Here is an 18,828-nt window from a genome sequence, read left to right on the forward strand (position 1 = left end):
GAGTCGTCCGATATCGGACGAGGACTGAGAAATGGGTATCCGCAAGTACAAGCCGACGACTCCGGGCCGTCGTGGCTCCAGCGTCGCCGACTTCGTCGAGATCACGCGGTCCACGCCGGAGAAGTCGCTGGTCCGCCCCCTGCACAGCAAGGGCGGCCGTAACAACACCGGTCGTGTGACCGTCCGTCACCAGGGCGGTGGCCACAAGCGCGCCTACCGTCTGATCGACTTCCGTCGTCACGACAAGGACGGCGTGCCGGCCAAGGTCGCTCACATCGAGTACGACCCGAACCGCACCGCGCGCATCGCGCTCCTGCACTACGCAGACGGCGAGAAGCGCTACATCATCGCGCCGCGTGGCCTGAGCCAGGGCGACCGTGTCGAGAACGGCCCGGCCGCCGACATCAAGCCCGGCAACAACCTGGCGCTGCGCAACATCCCGGTCGGTACGACCATCCACGCCATCGAGCTGCGGCCCGGCGGCGGCGCGAAGTTCGCCCGCTCCGCGGGTGCCTCCGTGCAGCTGCTGGCGAAGGAGGGCCAGATGGCCCACCTCCGTATGCCGTCCGGCGAGATCCGCCTGGTCGACGTCCGCTGCCGCGCCACCATCGGCGAGGTCGGCAACGCCGAGCAGTCGAACATCAACTGGGGCAAGGCCGGCCGCAAGCGCTGGCTGGGCGTTCGCCCGACCGTTCGCGGTGTGGCGATGAACCCGGTTGACCACCCGCACGGTGGTGGTGAGGGCAAGACCTCCGGTGGTCGCCACCCGGTCTCCCCGTGGGGTCAGAAGGAGGGTCGTACTCGTTCTCCCAAGAAGGCGAGCAACAAGTACATCGTCCGCCGCCGCAAGACGAACAAGAAGCGCTAGGAGCGGGTTTAGATGCCGCGCAGTCTCAAGAAGGGGCCCTTCGTCGACGACCACCTGATCAAGAAGGTGGATTCGCAGAACGAAGCCGGCACCAAGAACGTCATCAAGACCTGGTCCCGTCGCTCGATGATCGTCCCGGCCATGCTCGGCCACACGATCGCGGTGCACAACGGCAAGACCCACGTCCCGGTGTTCGTCACCGAGTCCATGGTCGGCCACAAGCTCGGCGAGTTCTCGCCGACTCGCACCTTCCGCGGCCACGTCAAGGACGACCGGAAGTCGAAGCGCCGCTAAGCGCGGGGTGGAACGACTAATGACTTACACCGAAGGGACAACCATGGAAGCCAGGGCCCAGGCGCGGTACATCCGCGTCACGCCCATGAAGGCCCGCCGCGTGGTGGACCTCATCCGTGGCATGGACGCCACGGAGGCTCAGGCGGTCCTGCGTTTCGCCCCGCAGGCCGCGAGCGTGCCGGTCGGCAAGGTGCTGGACAGCGCCATTGCCAACGCCGCGCACAACTACGACCACACGGACGCCTCTTCGCTGTTCATCAGCGAGGCGTACGTGGACGAGGGCCCGACCCTGAAGCGGTTCCGTCCGCGTGCTCAGGGCCGTGCCTACCGGATCCGTAAGCGGACCAGCCACATCACCGTGGTCGTCAGCAGCAAGGAAGGAACCCGGTAATGGGCCAGAAGGTAAACCCGCACGGGTTCCGGCTCGGTATCACCACGGACTTCAAGTCCCGCTGGTACGCCGACAAGCTGTACAAGGACTACGTCAAGGAAGACGTCGCCATCCGTCGGATGATGACGTCCGGCATGGAGCGCGCCGGTATCTCGAAGGTTGAGATCGAGCGCACCCGTGACCGCGTGCGGGTGGACATCCACACCGCGCGTCCCGGCATCGTCATCGGCCGCCGTGGCGCCGAGGCCGACCGCATCCGCGGCGACCTCGAGAAGCTCACGGGCAAGCAGGTCCAGCTGAACATCCTCGAGGTCAAGAACCCCGAGGTCGACGCTCAGCTCGTGGCCCAGGCCGTTGCCGAGCAGCTGTCCTCCCGCGTCTCCTTCCGCCGCGCCATGCGTAAGAGCATGCAGTCGGCGATGAAGGCGGGCGCCAAGGGCATCAAGATCCAGTGTGGCGGCCGTCTCGGCGGCGCCGAGATGTCCCGCTCGGAGTTCTACCGCGAGGGCCGTGTGCCGCTGCACACGCTCCGCGCGAACGTCGAGTACGGCTTCTTCGAGGCCAAGACCACCTTCGGCCGCATCGGCGTGAAGGTCTGGATCTACAAGGGCGACGTCAAGAACATCGCCGAGGTCCGCGCCGAGAACGCTGCTGCCCGCGCCGGCAACCGCCCGGCCCGTGGCGGCGCCGACCGCCCGGCCCGTGGTGGCCGCGGTGGCGAGCGTGGCGGTCGCGGTCGCAAGCCGCAGCAGGCTGCTGCGGCCGAGGCCCCCAAGGCCGAGGCCGCTGCCGCCGCTCCGGCTGAGAGCACCGGAACGGAGGCCTGACCGAAATGCTGATCCCCCGTAGGGTCAAGCACCGCAAGCAGCACCACCCGAAGCGCAGCGGTATGTCCAAGGGTGGTACGCAGGTTGCGTTCGGCGAGTACGGCATCCAGGCCCTCACCCCGGCGTACGTGACCAACCGCCAGATCGAGGCGGCTCGTATCGCGATGACCCGCCACATCAAGCGTGGCGGCAAGGTCTGGATCAACATCTACCCGGACCGCCCGCTGACCAAGAAGCCCGCCGAGACCCGCATGGGTTCCGGTAAGGGTTCCCCTGAGTGGTGGGTCGCGAACGTCAAGCCCGGTCGGGTGATGTTCGAGCTGTCCTACCCGAACGAGAAGATTGCTCGTGAGGCGCTCACCCGCGCTGCTCACAAGCTTCCGATGAAGTGCCGCATCGTTCGGCGCGAGGCAGGTGAGGCGTGATGTCGGCCGGAACCAAGGCGTCCGAGCTGCGCGAGCTGGGCAACGAGGAGCTTCTTGCCAAGCTCCGCGAGGCCAAGGAAGAGCTGTTCAACCTCCGCTTCCAGGCGGCGACCGGCCAGCTCGAGAACCACGGCCGGCTGAAGGCCGTCCGCAAGGACATCGCCCGGATCTACACCCTGATGCGTGAGCGTGAGCTGGGCATCGAGACGGTGGAGAGCGCCTGATGAGCGAGAGCAACGTGACTGAGAACAAGGAAGCCCGCGGTTTCCGCAAGACCCGTGAGGGTCTGGTCGTCAGCGACAAGATGGACAAGACCGTCGTCGTCGCCGTCGAGGACCGCGTGAAGCACGCGCTGTACGGCAAGGTCATCCGCCGTACGAACAAGCTCAAGGCGCACGACGAGCAGAACGCCGCGGGCGTCGGCGACCGTGTCCTCCTCATGGAGACCCGGCCGCTGTCCGCGACGAAGCGCTGGCGCGTCGTCGAGATCCTCGAGAAGGCCAAGTAATTGCTTGAAGGGGTAACCCTTCGAGTTCGTTCCGCCAGGCTCGGTGGGGGCTTTCCCTCGTAAGAGGACGGCCCCCGCCGGGAACCGGCAGACAATCAGGAGATAGACGTGATCCAGCAGGAGTCGCGACTGCGTGTCGCCGACAACACTGGTGCCAAGGAAATCCTTTGCATCCGTGTTCTCGGTGGCTCCGGTCGCCGCTACGCGGGCATCGGTGACGTCATCGTCGCCACCGTCAAGGACGCGATCCCCGGTGGCAACGTGAAGAAGGGTGACGTCGTCAAGGCGGTCATCGTTCGCACCGTCAAGGAGCGCCGCCGCCAGGACGGCTCGTACATCCGCTTCGACGAGAACGCCGCCGTCATTCTGAAGAACGACGGCGACCCTCGCGGCACCCGTATCTTCGGCCCCGTGGGCCGTGAGCTGCGCGAGAAGAAGTTCATGAAGATCATCTCGCTCGCGCCGGAGGTGCTGTAAGCATGAAGATCAAGAAGGGCGACCTGGTACAGGTCATCACCGGTAAGGACAAGGGCAAGCAGGGCAAGGTCATTCAGGCCTTCCCCCGCGAGGACCGCGTCCTGGTCGAGGGTGTCAACCGGGTCAAGAAGCACACCAAGGCCGGCCAGACCGCTCGCGGTTCGCAGACCGGTGGCATCGTCACGACCGAGGCCCCCATCCACGTGAGCAATGTTCAGCTCGTCGTGGAGAAGGACGGCAACAAGGTCGTCACGCGCGTCGGTTACCGCTTCGACGAAGAGGGCAACAAGATCCGCGTTGCCAAGCGGACGGGTGAGGACATCTGATGGCTACCACCACCACTCCGCGTCTGAAGACGAAGTACCGCGAGGAGATCGCGGGCAAGCTGCGTGAGGAGTTCTCGTACGAGAACGTCATGCAGGTTCCCGGCCTCGTCAAGATCGTGGTCAACATGGGTGTGGGCGACGCCGCCCGCGACTCCAAGCTGATCGAGGGCGCCATCCGCGACCTCACCACGATCACCGGTCAGAAGCCGGCCGTCACCAAGGCCCGCAAGTCCATCGCGCAGTTCAAGCTGCGCGAGGGTCAGCCGATCGGTGCCCACGTCACGCTCCGTGGCGACCGCATGTGGGAGTTCCTGGACCGCACCCTGTCGCTCGCGCTCCCGCGCATCCGCGACTTCCGTGGTCTGTCCCCCAAGCAGTTCGACGGCCGTGGCAACTACACCTTCGGTCTCACGGAACAGGTCATGTTCCACGAGATCGACCAGGACAAGATCGACCGTGTCCGGGGTATGGACATCACCGTGGTCACCACGGCGACCAACGACGACGAGGGCCGTGCCCTCCTTCGTCACCTCGGCTTCCCGTTCAAGGAGGCATGAGCGAGATGGCGAAGAAGGCTCTGATTGCCAAGGCTGCTCGCAAGCCGAAGTTCGGTGTGCGCGCGTACACCCGCTGCCAGCGCTGCGGCCGCCCGCACTCCGTCTACCGCAAGTTCGGCCTGTGCCGCGTGTGCCTTCGTGAGATGGCTCACCGTGGCGAGCTGCCGGGCGTGACCAAGAGCTCCTGGTAATTCCCTACTTGGGAACACCGGAGTCTCTCGGTAAGTAAAGGGTCGGCGGTGGCCCACTCCTCCATGGCTTAGGCTAGGAGGGTTGGGCGTCCGCCGCCCCGACCGACTTACTACGCCGTAGGTCCCCGCACCGCACCCGTCCCGCCACTGAGTGGGGAGAGGGATGGCGCATACAGGAAACCCCGGCGAGAGAGGCCGAAGGCCAATTCATGACCATGACTGATCCGATCGCAGACATGCTTACGCGTCTGCGGAACGCGAACTCGGCATACCACGACTCCGTGTCGATGCCGCACAGCAAGATCAAGTCGCACATCGCGGAGATCCTCCAGCAGGAGGGTTTCATCACCGGCTGGAAGGTCGAGGACGCCGAGGTCGGCAAGAACCTCGTCCTGGACCTGAAGTTCGGCCCGAACCGTGAGCGTTCGATCGCCGGCATCAAGCGCATCTCCAAGCCGGGTCTGCGCGTTTACGCGAAGTCCACCAACCTGCCGAAGGTTCTCGGCGGCCTGGGCGTGGCGATCATCTCCACGTCCCACGGTCTCCTGACCGGCCAGCAGGCGCAGAAGAAGGGCGTGGGTGGGGAAGTCCTCGCCTACGTCTGGTAGTCGGGAACGGAGGAAAAGCTCATGTCGCGAATCGGCAAGCTCCCCATCCAGGTTCCCGCCGGTGTGGACGTCACCATCGATGGCCGCACGGTCACCGTGAAGGGTTCCAAGGGCACCCTCACGCACACCGTCGCCGCGCCGATCGAGATCGTCAAGGGTGAGGACGGCGTTCTGAACGTCACCCGCCCCAACGACGAGCGTCAGAACAAGGCCCTCCACGGCCTGTCCCGCACGCTGGTGGCGAACATGATCACCGGTGTGACCCAGGGATACACCAAGGCGCTCGAGATCAGCGGTGTCGGTTACCGCGTTGCCGCGAAGGGCTCCAACCTGGAGTTCCAGCTCGGCTACAGCCACCCGATCCTGGTGGAGGCGCCTGACGGCATCTCCTTCAAGGTCGAGTCGCCGACCAAGTTCTCGGTCGAGGGCATCGACAAGCAGAAGGTCGGCGAGGTCGCCGCGAACATCCGCAAGCTGCGCAAGCCCGACCCGTACAAGGCCAAGGGCGTCAAGTACGCGGGCGAGGTCATCCGCCGCAAGGTCGGAAAGGCGGGTAAGTAAGCCATGGCATACGGTGTGAAGATCGCTAAGGGCAAGGCCTACAAGGCTGCTGCCATCAAGCGCCGCCACATCCGCGTCCGCAAGAAGGTCTCGGGCACGGCCGAGCGTCCGCGCCTGGTCGTGACGCGCTCGAACCGCCACATGGTCGCCCAGGTCATCGACGACATCAAGGGTCACACCCTGGCGTCGGCGTCGACCCTGGACACCTCCATCCGGGGTGGCGAGGGCGACAAGTCCGCGCAGGCCAAGCAGGTCGGCGCCCTGGTCGCCGAGCGTGCCAAGGCCGCCGGCGTCGAGGCTGTCGTGTTCGACCGTGGTGGTAACCAGTACGCCGGGCGCATCGCCGCCCTGGCGGACGCCGCCCGCGAAGCCGGCCTGAAGTTCTGAGCCGGTTCCGTAGCTCAGCGGAAAACGAAGAGAGGTAATTCCAATGGCTGGACCCCAGCGCCGCGGAAGCGGTGCCGGTGGCGGCGAGCGGCGGGACCGGAAGGGCCGTGACGGCGGCGCAGCTGCCGCCGAGAAGACCGCGTACGTTGAGCGCGTTGTCGCGATCAACCGCGTCGCCAAGGTTGTGAAGGGTGGTCGTCGCTTCAGCTTCACCGCGCTGGTCGTGGTGGGCGATGGTGACGGCACCGTCGGCGTCGGTTACGGCAAGGCCAAGGAGGTGCCGGCCGCCATCGCCAAGGGTGTTGAGGAGGCCAAGAAGCACTTCTTCAAGGTCCCCCGTATCCAGGGCACCATCCCGCACCCGATCCAGGGCGAGAAGGCTGCCGGCGTCGTTCTGCTCAAGCCGGCTTCCCCCGGTACCGGTGTTATCGCCGGTGGCCCGGTGCGTGCCGTGCTCGAGTGCGCGGGCGTGCACGACATCCTGTCGAAGTCGCTCGGCTCGGACAACGCGATCAACATCGTGCACGCGACCGTGGCGGCCCTGAAGGGCCTGCAGCGTCCCGAGGAGATCGCGGCCCGCCGCGGTCTGCCGCTCGAGGACGTCGCTCCCGCGGCTCTGCTGCGTGCGCGTGCGGGAGCGGGTGCGTAATGGCTCGCCTCAAGATCACGCAGACGAAGTCGTACATCGGCAGCAAGCAGAACCACCGCGACACGCTGCGTTCGCTTGGCCTCAAGCGGGTCAACGACGTGGTTGTCAAGGAGGACCGCCCCGAGTTCCGCGGCATGGTGCACACCGTCCGCCACCTCGTGACGGTCGAGGAGGTCGACTGACATGGCGGAGCAGAACCCGCTGAAGGTCCACAACCTCCGTCCCGCCCCCGGTGCCAAGACCGCCAAGACCCGTGTCGGTCGTGGTGAGGCGTCGAAGGGTAAGACGGCTGGTCGTGGTACCAAGGGCACCAAGGCCCGTTACCAGGTTCCGCAGCGCTTCGAGGGCGGGCAGATGCCCCTCCACATGCGCCTGCCGAAGCTCAAGGGCTTCAAGAACCCGTTCCGCACCGAGTACCAGGTCGTGAACCTGGACAAGCTCGCGGCCCTGTACCCGCAGGGTGGCGAGGTCACCGTCGCCGACCTGGTCGACAAGGGTGCCGTGCGCAAGAACAGCCTCGTCAAGGTCCTCGGCCAGGGCGAGATCTCCGTGGCGCTGCAGGTGACGGTCGACGCCGTCTCCGGCTCCGCCAAGGAGAAGATCGCCGCTGCCGGCGGCACCGTCACCGAGCTCGTCTGAGCAGCGGCTGACAGGTCTTTCAAGAAGCCTGGCCGGTATCCCTTCGGGGGTACCGGCCAGGCTTCTTTGCTGGCAACACATGGCATGGACGTCGGGGGCAGGCCGGGACTGTCGCCTTTTTTACGCCGCCTTCCCGGGCGATGCGGTAATTGCTGAGGCCGTTTGACAGGGGAGCCGAGGACTTATTCCCCCGAGGAGAGCGTTCGAGAAACCGGGCGCGGTATGTTGCGAGTTCTTCTGTGATGGTCCGCGGGAAATAGGTGAATCCCGCCAAGCAGCGGGGGCGGTCTTCGCGCGCGATGAACCGACACCCGGGGCCGGTGTTCTCCAGCTCTGCCCAGACGGGTCGTTCATCATGTGGCCTGGTCGAAGGTCCCAGGAGCACGGCGTCGGGCCGGTCGGCGTCCTGACTGGCGGCTGCACTGTCGATGTATTCGAGCGTTCCAATGATGTGCGGGAATCTCATCGGTGATGAGAACGCCCGCCTTGTTGCTTGTCCGCATTTGATGCTCTGGACGTGAGTGATCGACACTGATCCGAGATGAAAATCTCGTAGTCAATACTATTGAGGGCGGTATCTAAGGTTCCGCTTTCCCGGACTTTTGCATGCGCAACAAGAGGGGAGTCGCGATCCACTGTCATGCCGTGAGGAGTGAGAGTGGACCCTGGCTGCCGGCGCACGCCTCAGTCGCCGCCTCCGTCCGCGTACGGCGTGGTCACGAGCCCTGCCCGTTCCTTCCGCACGGCGACTCCGTCGGTCTGCCTCGCGGCATAGGACCTGCCTCACGGCATAGGAGGGGATGCCGGGGAGGATGCCGGGGAACCGGCCAGGGTGACCGATCCGGGGGCCTCAGGGATGGAGGTGACGGATCCGGTGGGTCCGGGACGGCGACTGGACGATGGCGATGGTGCCACGGCGGGCAGTCTCGTAGCCAGAGAGGGCCTCGGTCCCGGCGTGTGCCGTTCTCCCGCACCGTGTCGAGCTTGCCGCCCGCAGATCACGGCGGCCGCCATCGCAGTGGCGGTACCGGCAGCGCGGATCCGGTCCTGGAGCCGTCCCCGACTCGCCGGGAACCCGACGGTCCGGTCTTTGGCGGAGATCCACTGCTGTCATGGCTTCCTTCGTCGGGGCAGGCACCCGGCGAAAGCCGTACGCTCCGGGACATTGGGGTGGGCCGACCGCGGCAGGCCGACGGGGGGTATCGCCCGGAAGTTTCATGCTTGCCTACTACCCGGGTAAGGTAGCCGTGCTCATCTGTCGGTGGTCTGTGCCCATCGTAAGAATGCCCTGTTGCAAGTAACCCTGATTCTTTCCGACCGTTACCTCTCGCGCGCAACGCGGGGGTCGCAGGAGGCACCGTGCTCACCGCGTTCGCCCGGGCGTTCAAGACGCCCGACCTGCGCAAGAAATTGCTCTTCACCCTCGCCATGATCGTGTTGTACCGGCTTGGGGCTCACATCCCGATTCCCGGTGTCGACTACCAGAGCGTGCAGATTTGTGTTGATCAGACCGCGAAGAGCAACAACCTCCTCGGCCTGGCCAACCTGTTCAGCGGCGGTGCGCTGCTGCAGATCACGGTGTTTGCGCTCGGCATCATGCCGTACATCACAGCGAGCATCATCCTGCAGCTGCTGACGGTGGTCATCCCCCGGCTGGAGGCCCTCAAGAAGGAGGGTCAGTCCGGCACGGCGAAGATCACTCAGTACACGCGGTATCTCACGGTCGCTCTCGCGGTGCTCCAGGGCACCGGTCTGGTCGCCACCGCGCGCAGCGGCGCGCTGTTCCAGGGCTGCGCCTCGGCCGACGCAATCGTTCCGGATAAGTCGATCTTCGTTATCGTCACCATGGTGATCACCATGACCGCGGGCACTGCGGCGGTCATGTGGCTGGGTGAGCTCATCACCGACCGCGGTATCGGCAACGGCATGTCCATCCTGATGTTCATCTCGATCGCCGCCGGCTTCCCCGGAGCCCTGTGGGCCATCAAGCAGCAGGGCAAGCTCGCCGACGGCTGGATCGAGTTCGCCGTGGTCATGCTGGTCGGCTTCGTGATGGTCGGCCTGGTGGTCTTCGTGGAGCAGGCGCAGCGTCGAATTCCGGTCCAGTACGCGAAGCGGATGATCGGCCGCAGGTCCTATGGCGGTACGTCGACCTACATCCCGCTGAAGGTCAATCAGGCCGGCGTCATCCCTGTGATCTTCGCCTCCTCGCTGCTCTACATCCCGACGCTCGTGGTCCAATTCAGTGCAGGCGGAGGCAGCTCCGCCTGGGGATCCTGGATCCAACAGCACTTCGTCGACGGCAAACCGTTCTACGTTGCCACGTACTTCCTGTTGATCGTGTTCTTCGCCTTCTTCTATGTGGCGATCTCGTTCAACTCCGACGAAGTCGCTGACAACATGAAGAAGTATGGTGGCTTCATCCCGGGTATCCGGGCTGGTCGTCCTACTGCCGAGTACCTGAGCTACGTGCTCAACAGGATCACTTGGCCGGGCTCGCTGTACCTGGGTCTGATCGCTCTTGTCCCGACGATGGCGTTGGCAGGCTTCGGCGCGAACCAGAACTTCCCGTTCGGCGGGACGAGCATCCTCATCATCGTGGGTGTGGGTCTGGAGACCGTGAAGCAGATCGAGAGCCAGCTCCAGCAGCGCAATTACGAAGGGTTCCTCCGCTGATGCGAATCGTCCTTGTCGGACCGCCCGGTGCCGGGAAGGGAACGCAGGCCGCGTACCTTGCCAAGAACCTGTCGATCCCGCACATCTCCACGGGCGACCTCTTCCGCGCCAACATCTCCCAGGGCACGGAGCTGGGCAAGCAGGCCAAGGCGTACATGGACGCCGGCAACCTGGTCCCGGACGAGGTGACCATCGGAATGGCCAAGGACCGCATGGCCCAGCCCGACGCCGCGAACGGCTTCCTGCTGGACGGCTTCCCGCGCAACGTGGGCCAGGCCGAGGCGCTGGACGAGATGCTCCGGGGCGAGGGCGCCGGGCTCGACGCCGTCCTCGACCTCGAGGTTCCCGAGGACGAGGTCGTCAAGCGGATCGCCGGGCGCCGTGTGTGCCGCAACAACAGTGCGCACGTCTTCCACGTCACCTACACCCCGCCGAAGGCCGAGGGCGTCTGCGACGAGTGCGGCGGCGAGCTGTACCAGCGCGACGACGACTCCGAGGACACCGTGCGCAAGCGGCTCGAGGTCTACCACACGCAGACCGAGCCGATCATCGACTACTACAAGGCCCAGGGCCTGGTGGTCACCATCCCCGCGCTGGGCAAGGTGAGCGACGTCACCGCCCGGGCGATGGAGGCCCTGCAGCAGGACAAGGCCGCCCAGGCCTGATCCGGACAGTCTTGTGTACGGCCGCGGTGTCCGACGGACGCCGCGGCCGTATTGTTGATGAGCCCCCTGATTCCCCGCCGAGAAAGGCACCCGCCGCAATGGTGCAGATCAAGACCCCCGAGCAGATCGCGAAGATGCGCGAGGCGGGGCTGGTCGTCGCCGCCATCCATGCGGCGACCCGCGAGGCCGCGGTGCCGGGCGCCACGACCCGGGATCTGGACGAGGTCGCGCGCAAGGTGATCGCCGACCACGGCGCCAAGTCGAACTTCCTCGGGTACGGCGGCTTCCCCGCGACGATCTGCACCTCCGTGAACGAGGTCGTCGTCCACGGCATCCCCGACGACAAGACCGTCCTGAAGGACGGCGACATCATCTCCATCGACTGCGGCGCCATCGTCGACGGCTGGCACGGCGACGCCGCGTACACGGCGTTCGTGGGCAGCGGTCACGCTCCGGAGCTCATCGAGCTGTCCCGGGTGACCGAGGAGTCGATGTGGGCCGGCATCGCCGCCATGAAGAACGGCAACCGCCTCGTGGACATCTCCCGCGCCATCGAGACGTACATCCGCCGTCAGCCCCGCCCCGCGACCGGGAAGTACGGGATCATCGAGGAGTACGGCGGCCACGGCATCGGCACCGAGATGCACATGGACCCGCATCTGCTGAACTACGTCTCCCGCAAGCGCGGCCGCGGCCCCAAGCTGGTGCCCGGCTTCTGCCTCGCGATCGAGCCGATGGTGTCCCTCGGTACGCCGCTGACCGATGTGCTCGAGGACGACTGGACGGTCGTCACGACCGACGGCACCTGGTCCTCGCACTGGGAGCATTCCGTGGCGCTCACCGAAGAGGGCCCGCTGGTGCTGACCGCCCCCGACGGCGGCAAGGCGAAGCTGGCCGAACTGGGCATCACGGCAGCGCCGGACCCCTTGGCCTGACGGCCGGACCCCTTGGCCTGACGGCCGGCCCTCTGGCCTGACGACCGGATCCTTTCCTTCCCCTCGGCCTGCCCCCGGGTAGCGACCGAGGCCGATCGGCCGTGCCCCGCCCCTGAGCAGGGCTTAATGATCTTCTGGGGTGGGCAGACTTGCCGGATTCGTCTTTTCGAAGGCCCTGACGTAGACTGATGCGTCGGCTCTCGTGTACCCGTGTGTCCGCACCCGGGGAGGAGAGTCGATCAAGGTAGCCGATTCGAAAGGCGAAGCGTGGCCAAGAAGCAAGGTGCCATCGAAATCGAGGGCACCGTGATCGAGTCCCTCCCGAACGCCATGTTCAAGGTGGAGCTCCAGAACGGTCACAAGGTCCTCGCGCACATCTCCGGCAAGATGCGGATGCACTACATCCGTATCCTTCCGGACGACCGGGTCGTGGTGGAGCTCTCTCCGTACGACCTGACGCGTGGGCGGATCGTCTACCGCTACAAGTAGATCTTGTCGCACCCCCTTCCGTGGGGTGTCGGCACTGACCCGGAGAACCTCACATCCCATGAAGGTCAAGCCGAGCGTCAAGAAGATCTGCGACAAGTGCAAGGTGATCCGCCGTCACGGCCGGGTCATGGTCATCTGCGACAACCTGCGCCACAAGCAGCGCCAGGGCTGACGCACGCCGACCTGCACCTCGCAGTTCTTCGCGCGACGTAAGAATTCGTACATACGCAGTGCCCGTCCAAGCCACTGGGCTGACGACACCTCCGGCGGGGGCCGGGGACCCGGACGTACCACCTCTCGATCCGAGAGGTCGGCGGTCGGGAGCGGTACTGCGGAAGACCCCCGAACACACAGGAGCCATTGAATGGCACGCGTTTCCGGTGTTGACATCCCGCGCGACAAGCGTGTGGAGGTCGCACTCACCTACGTCTTCGGTATCGGCCGCACCCAGTCGAAGGCGACTCTCGCCGCGACCGGTGTGAACCCGAACACCCGCGTTCGTGACCTGGCCGAAGAGGACCTGGTCAAGATCCGCGAGTACGTGGACGTCAACCTCAAGACCGAGGGTGACCTCCGTCGCGAGATCCAGGCCGACATCCGCCGCAAGGTCGAGATCGGCTGCTACCAGGGTCTGCGCCACCGTCGCGGTCTGCCGGTCCACGGTCAGCGCACCAGCACGAACGCCCGTACCCGCAAGGGCCCGCGTCGCGCAATCGCCGGCAAGAAGAAGCCGGGCAAGAAGTAGTCCGCAGCGGACACTGCGGTATCCGGGGGCGACCCCCGGACCCCCGCGTTCCCACGGTCTTCGCTGTAGGACCGACCACCTCCCGTAGGAGATAAGACATGCCCCCCAAGGGACGTCAGGGCGCTGCCAAGAAGGTGCGCCGCAAGGAAAAGAAGAACGTCGCTCACGGCCACGCGCACATCAAGAGCACGTTCAACAACACGATCGTGTCCATCACGGACCCGACCGGCAACGTGATCTCGTGGGCCTCCGCGGGCCACGTCGGCTTCAAGGGCTCGCGCAAGTCCACCCCCTTCGCCGCGCAGATGGCCGCCGAGTCGGCCGCACGCCGCGCGCAGGAGCACGGCATGCGCAAGGTCGACGTCTTCGTCAAGGGTCCCGGCTCCGGCCGTGAGACCGCGATCCGCTCCCTCCAGGCCACCGGCCTCGAGGTCGGCTCGATCCAGGACGTCACCCCCACGCCGCACAACGGCTGCCGTCCCCCCAAGCGTCGTCGCGTCTGACGTCCGCTTGACCTGAGTGTCCGGGCGGTACGACCCCTTCGGGTCGTATCGCCCGTACCCTTGCTGTAACAGCACCGGGCTCCGCCCGGTGGCAGAGGACGTCAAATAGCGGGCGTCCACGACTGAAGGAACACCACCATGCTGATCGCTCAGCGCCCCTCGCTGACCGAAGAGGTTGTCGACGAGTACCGCTCGCGGTTCGTCATCGAGCCGCTGGAGCCGGGCTTCGGCTACACGCTCGGCAACAGCCTCCGTCGCACGCTCCTCTCCTCGATCCCGGGTGCGGCTGTCACGTCCATCCGCATCGACGGTGTCCTGCACGAGTTCACCACCGTGCCGGGCGTCAAGGAGGACGTCACCGACCTCATCCTGAACATCAAGCAGCTGGTCGTCTCCTCGGAGCACGACGAGCCGGTCGTGATGTACCTGCGCAAGCAGGGCCCCGGCCTGGTCACCGCTGCCGACATCGCCCCGCCGGCCGGTGTCGAGGTGCACAACCCCGACCTGGTGCTCGCCACGCTGAACGGCAAGGGCAAGCTGGAGATGGAGCTGACCGTCGAGCGCGGTCGCGGCTACGTCTCCGCCGTGCAGAACAAGCAGGTGGGCCAGGAGATCGGCCGGATCCCGGTCGACTCCATCTACTCGCCGGTGCTCAAGGTCACCTACAAGGTCGAGGCGACCCGAGTCGAGCAGCGCACCGACTTCGACAAGCTGATCGTCGACGTCGAGACCAAGCAGGCCATGCGCCCGCGTGACGCCATGGCGTCCGCCGGTAAGACCCTGGTCGAGCTGTTCGGTCTGGCCCGCGAGCTCAACATCGACGCCGAGGGCATCGACATGGGCCCGTCCCCCACGGACGCCGCCCTCGCCGCCGATCTGGCGCTGCCGATCGAGGAGCTCGAGCTCACCGTTCGTTCGTACAACTGCCTCAAGCGTGAGGGCATCCACTCCGTGGGTGAGCTCGTGGCGCGCTCCGAGGCCGACCTGCTCGACATCCGCAACTTCGGTGCGAAGTCGATCGACGAGGTCAAGGCGAAGCTGGCCGGCATGGGCCTGGCCCTGAAGGACAGCCCGCCCGGATTCGACCCGACCGCCGCCGCCGACGCCTTCGGCGCCGACGACGACGCGGACGCCGGGTTCGTCGAGACCGAGCAGTACTGAGAAGGCTTGCGGGGAGCCCAGGCTCCCCGCACACCCTCCGGCGACCGTTTGGAGGGAACTGACACCGGTACCTGACACGGCCGGTGCAGATCACAAGGAGAAACCCCATGCCGCGTCCCACCAAGGGAGCCCGTTTCGGTGGCAGCGCCGCTCACGAGAAGCTGCTTCTCGCGAACCTGGCGAAGTCGCTGTTCGAGCACGGCCGCATCACCACGACCGAGGCCAAGGCCCGCCGCCTGCGTCCGGTCGCCGAGCGCCTGATCACCAAGGCGAAGAAGGGCGACATCCACAACCGTCGCCTGGTGCTGCAGACGATCACGGACAAGGGCATCGTGCACACGCTCTTCACCGAGATCGCTCCGCGTTACGCCGAGCGTCCGGGTGGCTACACCCGTATCACCAAGATCGGCAACCGTCGTGGCGACAACGCCCCGATGGCTGTGATCGAGCTGGTCGAGGGTGAGATTGCCAAGAAGGCGACCGTCGCCGAGGCCGAGGCCGCCGCCAAGCGTGCGGTCAAGGAGGCCGAGGAGGCCAAGGTCGAGAAGACCGAGGCCGACGAGGCCGCCGAGGCTCCGGCCGAGGAGACCAAGGAGGCCTGAGCCGCGCTTCGTGGCAAGAGGTCTTCGGACGGGCCCGCTCCCCACCTGGGGGGCGGGCCCGTTCAGCAGATAAGGATGGATCGCGTGAGCGACGAGGTGGAGCCCGGTTTCGTCCGGGTACGGCTGGACCTTTCGTACGACGGCAAGGACTTCTCCGGCTGGGCCAAGCAGGCCCGCGGGCAGCGGACCGTGCAGGGCGAGATCGAGGACGCGCTGCGTACGGTGACGCGCTCGCGGGCGACGTACGAGCTGACGGTCGCCGGGCGGACGGACGCCGGGGTGCACGCGCGCGGGCAGGTGGCGCACGTGGACCTGCCCGAGGAGCTCTGGGCCGAGCACCGGGACAAGCTCCTGAAGCGGCTGGCGGGCCGGCTGTCGCGGGACGTGCGAATCTGGAGCGCGGCCGAGGCGCCGGCGGGGTTCAACGCGCGGTTCTCGGCGATCTGGCGCCGCTACGCGTACCGCGTGACCGACAACCCCGGCGGTGTCGATCCGCTGCTGCGCGGCCATGTCCTGTGGCACGACTGGCCCTTGGACGTCGACGCGATGAACGCCGCGGCCGCGAGACTGCTCGGGGAACACGACTTCGCCGCGTACTGCAAGAGGCGCGACGGGGCGACGACCATCCGTACCCTGCAGCAGCTGTCCTGGGAGCGGGACGCGTCCGGGGTCCTCACCGCGACCGTGAAGGCCGATGCCTTCTGCCACAACATGGTGCGTTCGCTCGTCGGCGCGCTGCTGTTCGTGGGCGACGGCCACCGGCCGGTGGAATGGCCGGCGAAGGTGCTCTCGGCGGGCGTGCGGGACTCGGCGGTGCACGTCGTACGCCCGCACGGGCTGACGCTCGAGGAAGTGGGCTACCCCGCCGACGAGTTGCTGGCCGCCCGGAACAGGGAGGCCCGCAACAGGCGCTCCCTGCCGACCGGTTCGCTACCGGGCGGGTGCGGTGGCTGCGGCTGAACGAGCGGCCGCTGCTCAGTCGTTCGCCCACGTCGTGAGGAGGCCAGAGAGGGCATCCGTCGCCTTCTCGGACTCGGGGCCGTCGTCCCGGGCGTCGCGGGCCAGCTCCACGTGGACGAAGGTGGCGTGCTGGCGCTGTGCCGCCTTGCCCTGGACGTTCGTGGCGCCTTCCAGGGGGCAGCGCGCCGACCAGGCCCGGCAGACACGCATCCCATCGGCCTCCATGCGGTCGGCCAGGGCGGCGACCTCGCCGGGCGCGCTCTCCACAGCGCCGGTGGAGACCACTGCGTCGTAGGGGCGCTTGTCGGAGTCGCCGAAGCCGTGCAGCTGGACGCCGGGTACCCCGCGCTTCTGCAGCTCCAGGACGATGGCGTGGAAGGCGCTGTCCTCGCGGTGGGCGACGTCGGCGGCGTCGTCGCGACCGGCCCGGCGGTGGGCACCGGCCAGGACCAGCGCTCCGCCGGGGTTGTCCTCCAGCAGCCGCACGCCGAGTTCCTCGGTGTCCCGGTCGGACACGGGGTGCGGTACCTGCGAGTTCCAGCGGAGGCGGGCGTCCGCGGTCACGTACAGCCGACCCCAGTGCTCGCTGTCACCCCGCCCGGTGGCGGCGACCTCGTCGTAGCGGCGGCCGGACGCGGTGTCGGTGAGCCGGGTGACGCCGAGGCCGACCGGCGCCAGCAGCCTCTCGGCCTCTCGCGCGTCGCCCTCCAGGAGCAGTCCGACGCCCCGGGCCAACTGCTCGCGCTCTGCGTCGTCGGGTGGTGTGTAGGGGTCGCCGGGCTCGAGCTCGGCCGTGTACGTGAGGATCCTGCTGCGCAGGTCCACCAGCTCCCGGGCTTTCGGGACCGAGACCTCCGCAGCCTCGTGCGACGTCGACTGGCAGCCGAGCAGCACGAGGACCAAACCTGCAAGCCCAAGAATGTGCAGGAAAAGTGATTGTCTTGTGATCGTAAACCCGGCGGTGGCTGTAGAGGGCGTGTGACCATTAGTCAGTGACATTTCGTAAGTCTCTCCGTATCGGTCGTGCACTGGCGATTCCGGCGGCAATCGCCGTACTGACCGCTGGTTGTACCTCGGGCCCCTCGGAGCCGAAGAGCAGGCCGGGTGGCCGCGTGTTCACCGTCGCAGCCGCGGGTGATGTGCTCATCCACCCCGAGCTGGTGGAGCAGGCGGCCAAGGATGCCGAGGAGACCGGTGAGGGGGAGGCAGGACTGGACTTCGGGCCGCTGCTCGCCGGGGTGAAGCCGGTCATCAGTAAAGCCGATCTGGCGATCTGTCACATGGAGACTCCCGTCGGGAGGCCCAAGGGCCCCTTCGAGGGATACCCGGAGTTTCTGGTTCCGCCGCAGATCCTGACATCCCTCAAGGATGTGGGTTACGACACCTGCTCGACGGCCTCCAACCACACCTACGACCACGGTCTGAAGGCCGTACGGCGCACACTGAACGCCATGGACGAGGTGGGGCTCGGTCACACCGGCTCGGCGCGGACGCCCGAGGAAGCAGAGCAGATCAACATCCGGCACGTCAAAGGCGTCAAGGTTGCCCACCTCTCCTACTCCTGGGAGTCCTTCCTCAACCCCACGCCCAACAAGGAGCGCTGGGCGTTCAACCGGATCAGCACGGACGGGATCAAGAAGACCGAGGCCCGGGCCCGGAAGCAGGGCGCCGAGGTGGTCATCCTCTCGGTCCACTGGGGTCTCGAGCACTACAACGAACCGAGCGTCCCGCAGCTCCAGTTGGCGGAGCGGATCACCCAGGAGACCGGGATCGACCTCGTGATCGGGCACCACGCCCACGTGGTGCAGCCGATCCAGAAGCTGAACGGCACCTGGATCGCATACAGCCTCGGCAACCAGGTGGCCCGGCACTCCTCGCCGACGGGGCTCACCGAGGAGGGGGCGATCGGCTGGTTCGAGTTCCGGGAGACGGCCGATGGTTGGGACGTCACCGCCCGCTACCGCACCACGCTGGTGGACATCCCGCCGGAGGTGGAGCCCGGTGAGGAGCTGCCCGAGGGCGCGGTCGAGGACCACCGGTTGGTCGACGTGAAGCAGGTGCTCGACAACCCGGGCGAGCTGTCCGAGGCCCGGCTGGCCCGCTACCGGCTGGCGGCCGACCGCACGCGTGGCTTCCTCTACAACCGGGGCGCTCCAGGCGGCGACGGCCTGGATGAACTCTCGCTCGGGACGTGAGCGACAGCACAGCTCGTTCCGCGCCGGGGGCACAACCTCGGCAGCTCCGAGAAGTCTTGTCAGTGACGGCGTTGTAAGGCGGCGGTGGTTCCTTCGGGCGCTGCGCACGCGTAGAAAGCACAGGGGAAGAACACCGGTGACCACGAGCCATGCCGCGAATTCCGTGCGGGGAGGGCGGCGGCGCAACCG

29 protein-coding genes are annotated in these 18,828 nt (G+C 66.7%); 28 read left to right on the forward strand and 1 reads right to left on the reverse strand.

What is annotated here, in order from left to right:
- Window positions 1-31: 31 nt before the first annotated feature.
- From rplB to truA, 27 genes are all read left to right on the forward strand, one after another.
- Window positions 32-868, forward strand: coding sequence for a 50S ribosomal protein L2 (gene rplB, locus ACH5AF_RS20095; protein ID WP_398902972.1), 837 nt, complete (start codon window positions 32-34; stop codon window positions 866-868).
- A 12-nt stretch (window positions 869-880) separates the two neighbouring features.
- Window positions 881-1,162 (forward strand): 30S ribosomal protein S19, encoded by a 282-nt coding sequence (gene rpsS, locus ACH5AF_RS20100; protein ID WP_177148619.1) that lies wholly within the window; start codon window positions 881-883, stop codon window positions 1,160-1,162.
- Between the two features lie 43 nt (window positions 1,163-1,205).
- Window positions 1,206-1,553, forward strand: coding sequence for a 50S ribosomal protein L22 (gene rplV / locus ACH5AF_RS20105; RefSeq protein WP_009327087.1), 348 nt, complete (start codon window positions 1,206-1,208; stop codon window positions 1,551-1,553).
- Window positions 1,553-2,380 (forward strand): 30S ribosomal protein S3, encoded by an 828-nt coding sequence (rpsC, locus tag ACH5AF_RS20110; protein WP_177148620.1) that lies wholly within the window; start codon window positions 1,553-1,555, stop codon window positions 2,378-2,380. The genes rplV and rpsC overlap by 1 nt, the downstream gene beginning before the upstream one ends.
- A 5-nt stretch (window positions 2,381-2,385) precedes the next feature.
- On the forward strand, window positions 2,386-2,805 hold the full coding sequence (gene rplP, locus ACH5AF_RS20115) for a 50S ribosomal protein L16 (protein WP_017949658.1): 420 nt from the start codon (window positions 2,386-2,388) through the stop codon (window positions 2,803-2,805).
- Entirely contained in the window at window positions 2,805-3,029 is a 225-nt protein-coding gene (rpmC, locus tag ACH5AF_RS20120) for a 50S ribosomal protein L29 (RefSeq protein WP_003974259.1), read from the forward strand. The genes rplP and rpmC overlap by 1 nt, the downstream gene beginning before the upstream one ends.
- On the forward strand, window positions 3,029-3,313 hold the full coding sequence (rpsQ, locus tag ACH5AF_RS20125) for a 30S ribosomal protein S17 (protein WP_039656223.1): 285 nt from the start codon (window positions 3,029-3,031) through the stop codon (window positions 3,311-3,313). Before rpmC ends, rpsQ begins: the two co-directional genes overlap by 1 nt.
- A 108-nt stretch (window positions 3,314-3,421) precedes the next feature.
- The gene (rplN, locus tag ACH5AF_RS20130; RefSeq protein WP_003956455.1) at window positions 3,422-3,790 is read left to right on the forward strand and encodes a 50S ribosomal protein L14; all 369 of its coding nucleotides are present in this window, start codon (window positions 3,422-3,424) and stop codon (window positions 3,788-3,790) included.
- A 2-nt stretch (window positions 3,791-3,792) separates the two neighbouring features.
- On the forward strand, window positions 3,793-4,116 hold the full coding sequence (gene rplX, locus ACH5AF_RS20135) for a 50S ribosomal protein L24 (protein ID WP_177148621.1): 324 nt from the start codon (window positions 3,793-3,795) through the stop codon (window positions 4,114-4,116).
- Window positions 4,116-4,673, forward strand: a complete 558-nt coding sequence (gene rplE, locus ACH5AF_RS20140; protein ID WP_019888759.1) for a 50S ribosomal protein L5 — start codon at window positions 4,116-4,118, stop codon at window positions 4,671-4,673. Before rplX ends, rplE begins: the two co-directional genes overlap by 1 nt.
- Before the next feature lie 5 nt (window positions 4,674-4,678).
- On the forward strand, window positions 4,679-4,864 hold the full coding sequence (locus ACH5AF_RS20145; protein ID WP_003956452.1) for a type Z 30S ribosomal protein S14: 186 nt from the start codon (window positions 4,679-4,681) through the stop codon (window positions 4,862-4,864).
- A 209-nt stretch (window positions 4,865-5,073) separates the two neighbouring features.
- Window positions 5,074-5,472 (forward strand): 30S ribosomal protein S8, encoded by a 399-nt coding sequence (gene rpsH / locus ACH5AF_RS20150; protein ID WP_215183647.1) that lies wholly within the window; start codon window positions 5,074-5,076, stop codon window positions 5,470-5,472.
- Window positions 5,473-5,493: 21 nt separating this feature from the next.
- Window positions 5,494-6,033, forward strand: a complete 540-nt coding sequence (gene rplF / locus ACH5AF_RS20155; RefSeq protein WP_018847495.1) for a 50S ribosomal protein L6 — start codon at window positions 5,494-5,496, stop codon at window positions 6,031-6,033.
- Window positions 6,034-6,036: 3 nt separating this feature from the next.
- Entirely contained in the window at window positions 6,037-6,420 is a 384-nt protein-coding gene (gene rplR, locus ACH5AF_RS20160; protein ID WP_177148623.1) for a 50S ribosomal protein L18, read from the forward strand.
- Between the two features lie 43 nt (window positions 6,421-6,463).
- Window positions 6,464-7,069 carry a 30S ribosomal protein S5 gene (gene rpsE, locus ACH5AF_RS20165; RefSeq protein WP_005313527.1) on the forward strand — a complete coding sequence of 202 codons (606 nt, stop codon included), beginning with the start codon at window positions 6,464-6,466 and terminating at the stop codon, window positions 7,067-7,069.
- The gene (gene rpmD / locus ACH5AF_RS20170) at window positions 7,069-7,251 is read left to right on the forward strand and encodes a 50S ribosomal protein L30 (protein ID WP_071273185.1); all 183 of its coding nucleotides are present in this window, start codon (window positions 7,069-7,071) and stop codon (window positions 7,249-7,251) included. Before rpsE ends, rpmD begins: the two co-directional genes overlap by 1 nt.
- Window position 7,252: 1 nt before the next feature.
- A complete protein-coding gene (gene rplO / locus ACH5AF_RS20175) occupies window positions 7,253-7,708 on the forward strand; it encodes a 50S ribosomal protein L15 (RefSeq protein WP_177148624.1) in 456 nt (151 codons plus the stop codon).
- Between the two features lie 1,359 nt (window positions 7,709-9,067).
- Entirely contained in the window at window positions 9,068-10,384 is a 1,317-nt protein-coding gene (secY, locus tag ACH5AF_RS20180; protein WP_398902973.1) for a preprotein translocase subunit SecY, read from the forward strand.
- Window positions 10,384-11,049: an adenylate kinase gene (locus tag ACH5AF_RS20185; protein ID WP_398902974.1), complete on the forward strand. Its 666-nt coding sequence runs from the start codon at window positions 10,384-10,386 to the stop codon at window positions 11,047-11,049. Before secY ends, ACH5AF_RS20185 begins: the two co-directional genes overlap by 1 nt.
- 98 nt (window positions 11,050-11,147) lie before the next feature.
- Window positions 11,148-11,984, forward strand: coding sequence for a type I methionyl aminopeptidase (map, locus tag ACH5AF_RS20190; protein WP_398902975.1), 837 nt, complete (start codon window positions 11,148-11,150; stop codon window positions 11,982-11,984).
- Window positions 11,985-12,251: 267 nt separating this feature from the next.
- The gene (gene infA, locus ACH5AF_RS20195) at window positions 12,252-12,473 is read left to right on the forward strand and encodes a translation initiation factor IF-1 (protein ID WP_003956442.1); all 222 of its coding nucleotides are present in this window, start codon (window positions 12,252-12,254) and stop codon (window positions 12,471-12,473) included.
- Window positions 12,474-12,531: 58 nt separating this feature from the next.
- Window positions 12,532-12,645, forward strand: a complete 114-nt coding sequence (gene rpmJ, locus ACH5AF_RS20200) for a 50S ribosomal protein L36 (RefSeq protein WP_003956441.1) — start codon at window positions 12,532-12,534, stop codon at window positions 12,643-12,645.
- Between the two features lie 192 nt (window positions 12,646-12,837).
- Window positions 12,838-13,218, forward strand: coding sequence for a 30S ribosomal protein S13 (gene rpsM, locus ACH5AF_RS20205; protein WP_215183637.1), 381 nt, complete (start codon window positions 12,838-12,840; stop codon window positions 13,216-13,218).
- Between the two features lie 98 nt (window positions 13,219-13,316).
- Window positions 13,317-13,721, forward strand: coding sequence for a 30S ribosomal protein S11 (rpsK, locus tag ACH5AF_RS20210; RefSeq protein WP_003948617.1), 405 nt, complete (start codon window positions 13,317-13,319; stop codon window positions 13,719-13,721).
- Between the two features lie 138 nt (window positions 13,722-13,859).
- On the forward strand, window positions 13,860-14,882 hold the full coding sequence (locus ACH5AF_RS20215) for a DNA-directed RNA polymerase subunit alpha (protein ID WP_003956430.1): 1,023 nt from the start codon (window positions 13,860-13,862) through the stop codon (window positions 14,880-14,882).
- Window positions 14,883-14,989: 107 nt separating this feature from the next.
- Window positions 14,990-15,484 (forward strand): 50S ribosomal protein L17, encoded by a 495-nt coding sequence (rplQ, locus tag ACH5AF_RS20220; protein WP_398902976.1) that lies wholly within the window; start codon window positions 14,990-14,992, stop codon window positions 15,482-15,484.
- A gap of 84 nt (window positions 15,485-15,568) precedes the next feature.
- Window positions 15,569-16,444 (forward strand): tRNA pseudouridine(38-40) synthase TruA, encoded by an 876-nt coding sequence (gene truA / locus ACH5AF_RS20225; protein ID WP_398902977.1) that lies wholly within the window; start codon window positions 15,569-15,571, stop codon window positions 16,442-16,444.
- Between the two features lie 15 nt (window positions 16,445-16,459).
- Here truA and ACH5AF_RS20230 read toward each other — a convergent pair whose 3' ends face one another.
- Entirely contained in the window at window positions 16,460-17,347 is an 888-nt protein-coding gene (locus tag ACH5AF_RS20230; RefSeq protein ID WP_398902978.1) for a hypothetical protein, read from the reverse strand.
- A gap of 125 nt (window positions 17,348-17,472) precedes the next feature.
- On the opposite strand from ACH5AF_RS20230, the gene ACH5AF_RS20235 reads away from it, so the two are divergent.
- A complete protein-coding gene (locus ACH5AF_RS20235) occupies window positions 17,473-18,639 on the forward strand; it encodes a CapA family protein (protein WP_398903041.1) in 1,167 nt (388 codons plus the stop codon).
- Window positions 18,640-18,828 lie beyond the last annotated feature (189 nt).

Source organism: Streptomyces sp. NPDC018833 (genome assembly GCF_044390825.1).
GTDB lineage: Bacteria > Actinomycetota > Actinomycetes > Streptomycetales > Streptomycetaceae > Streptomyces.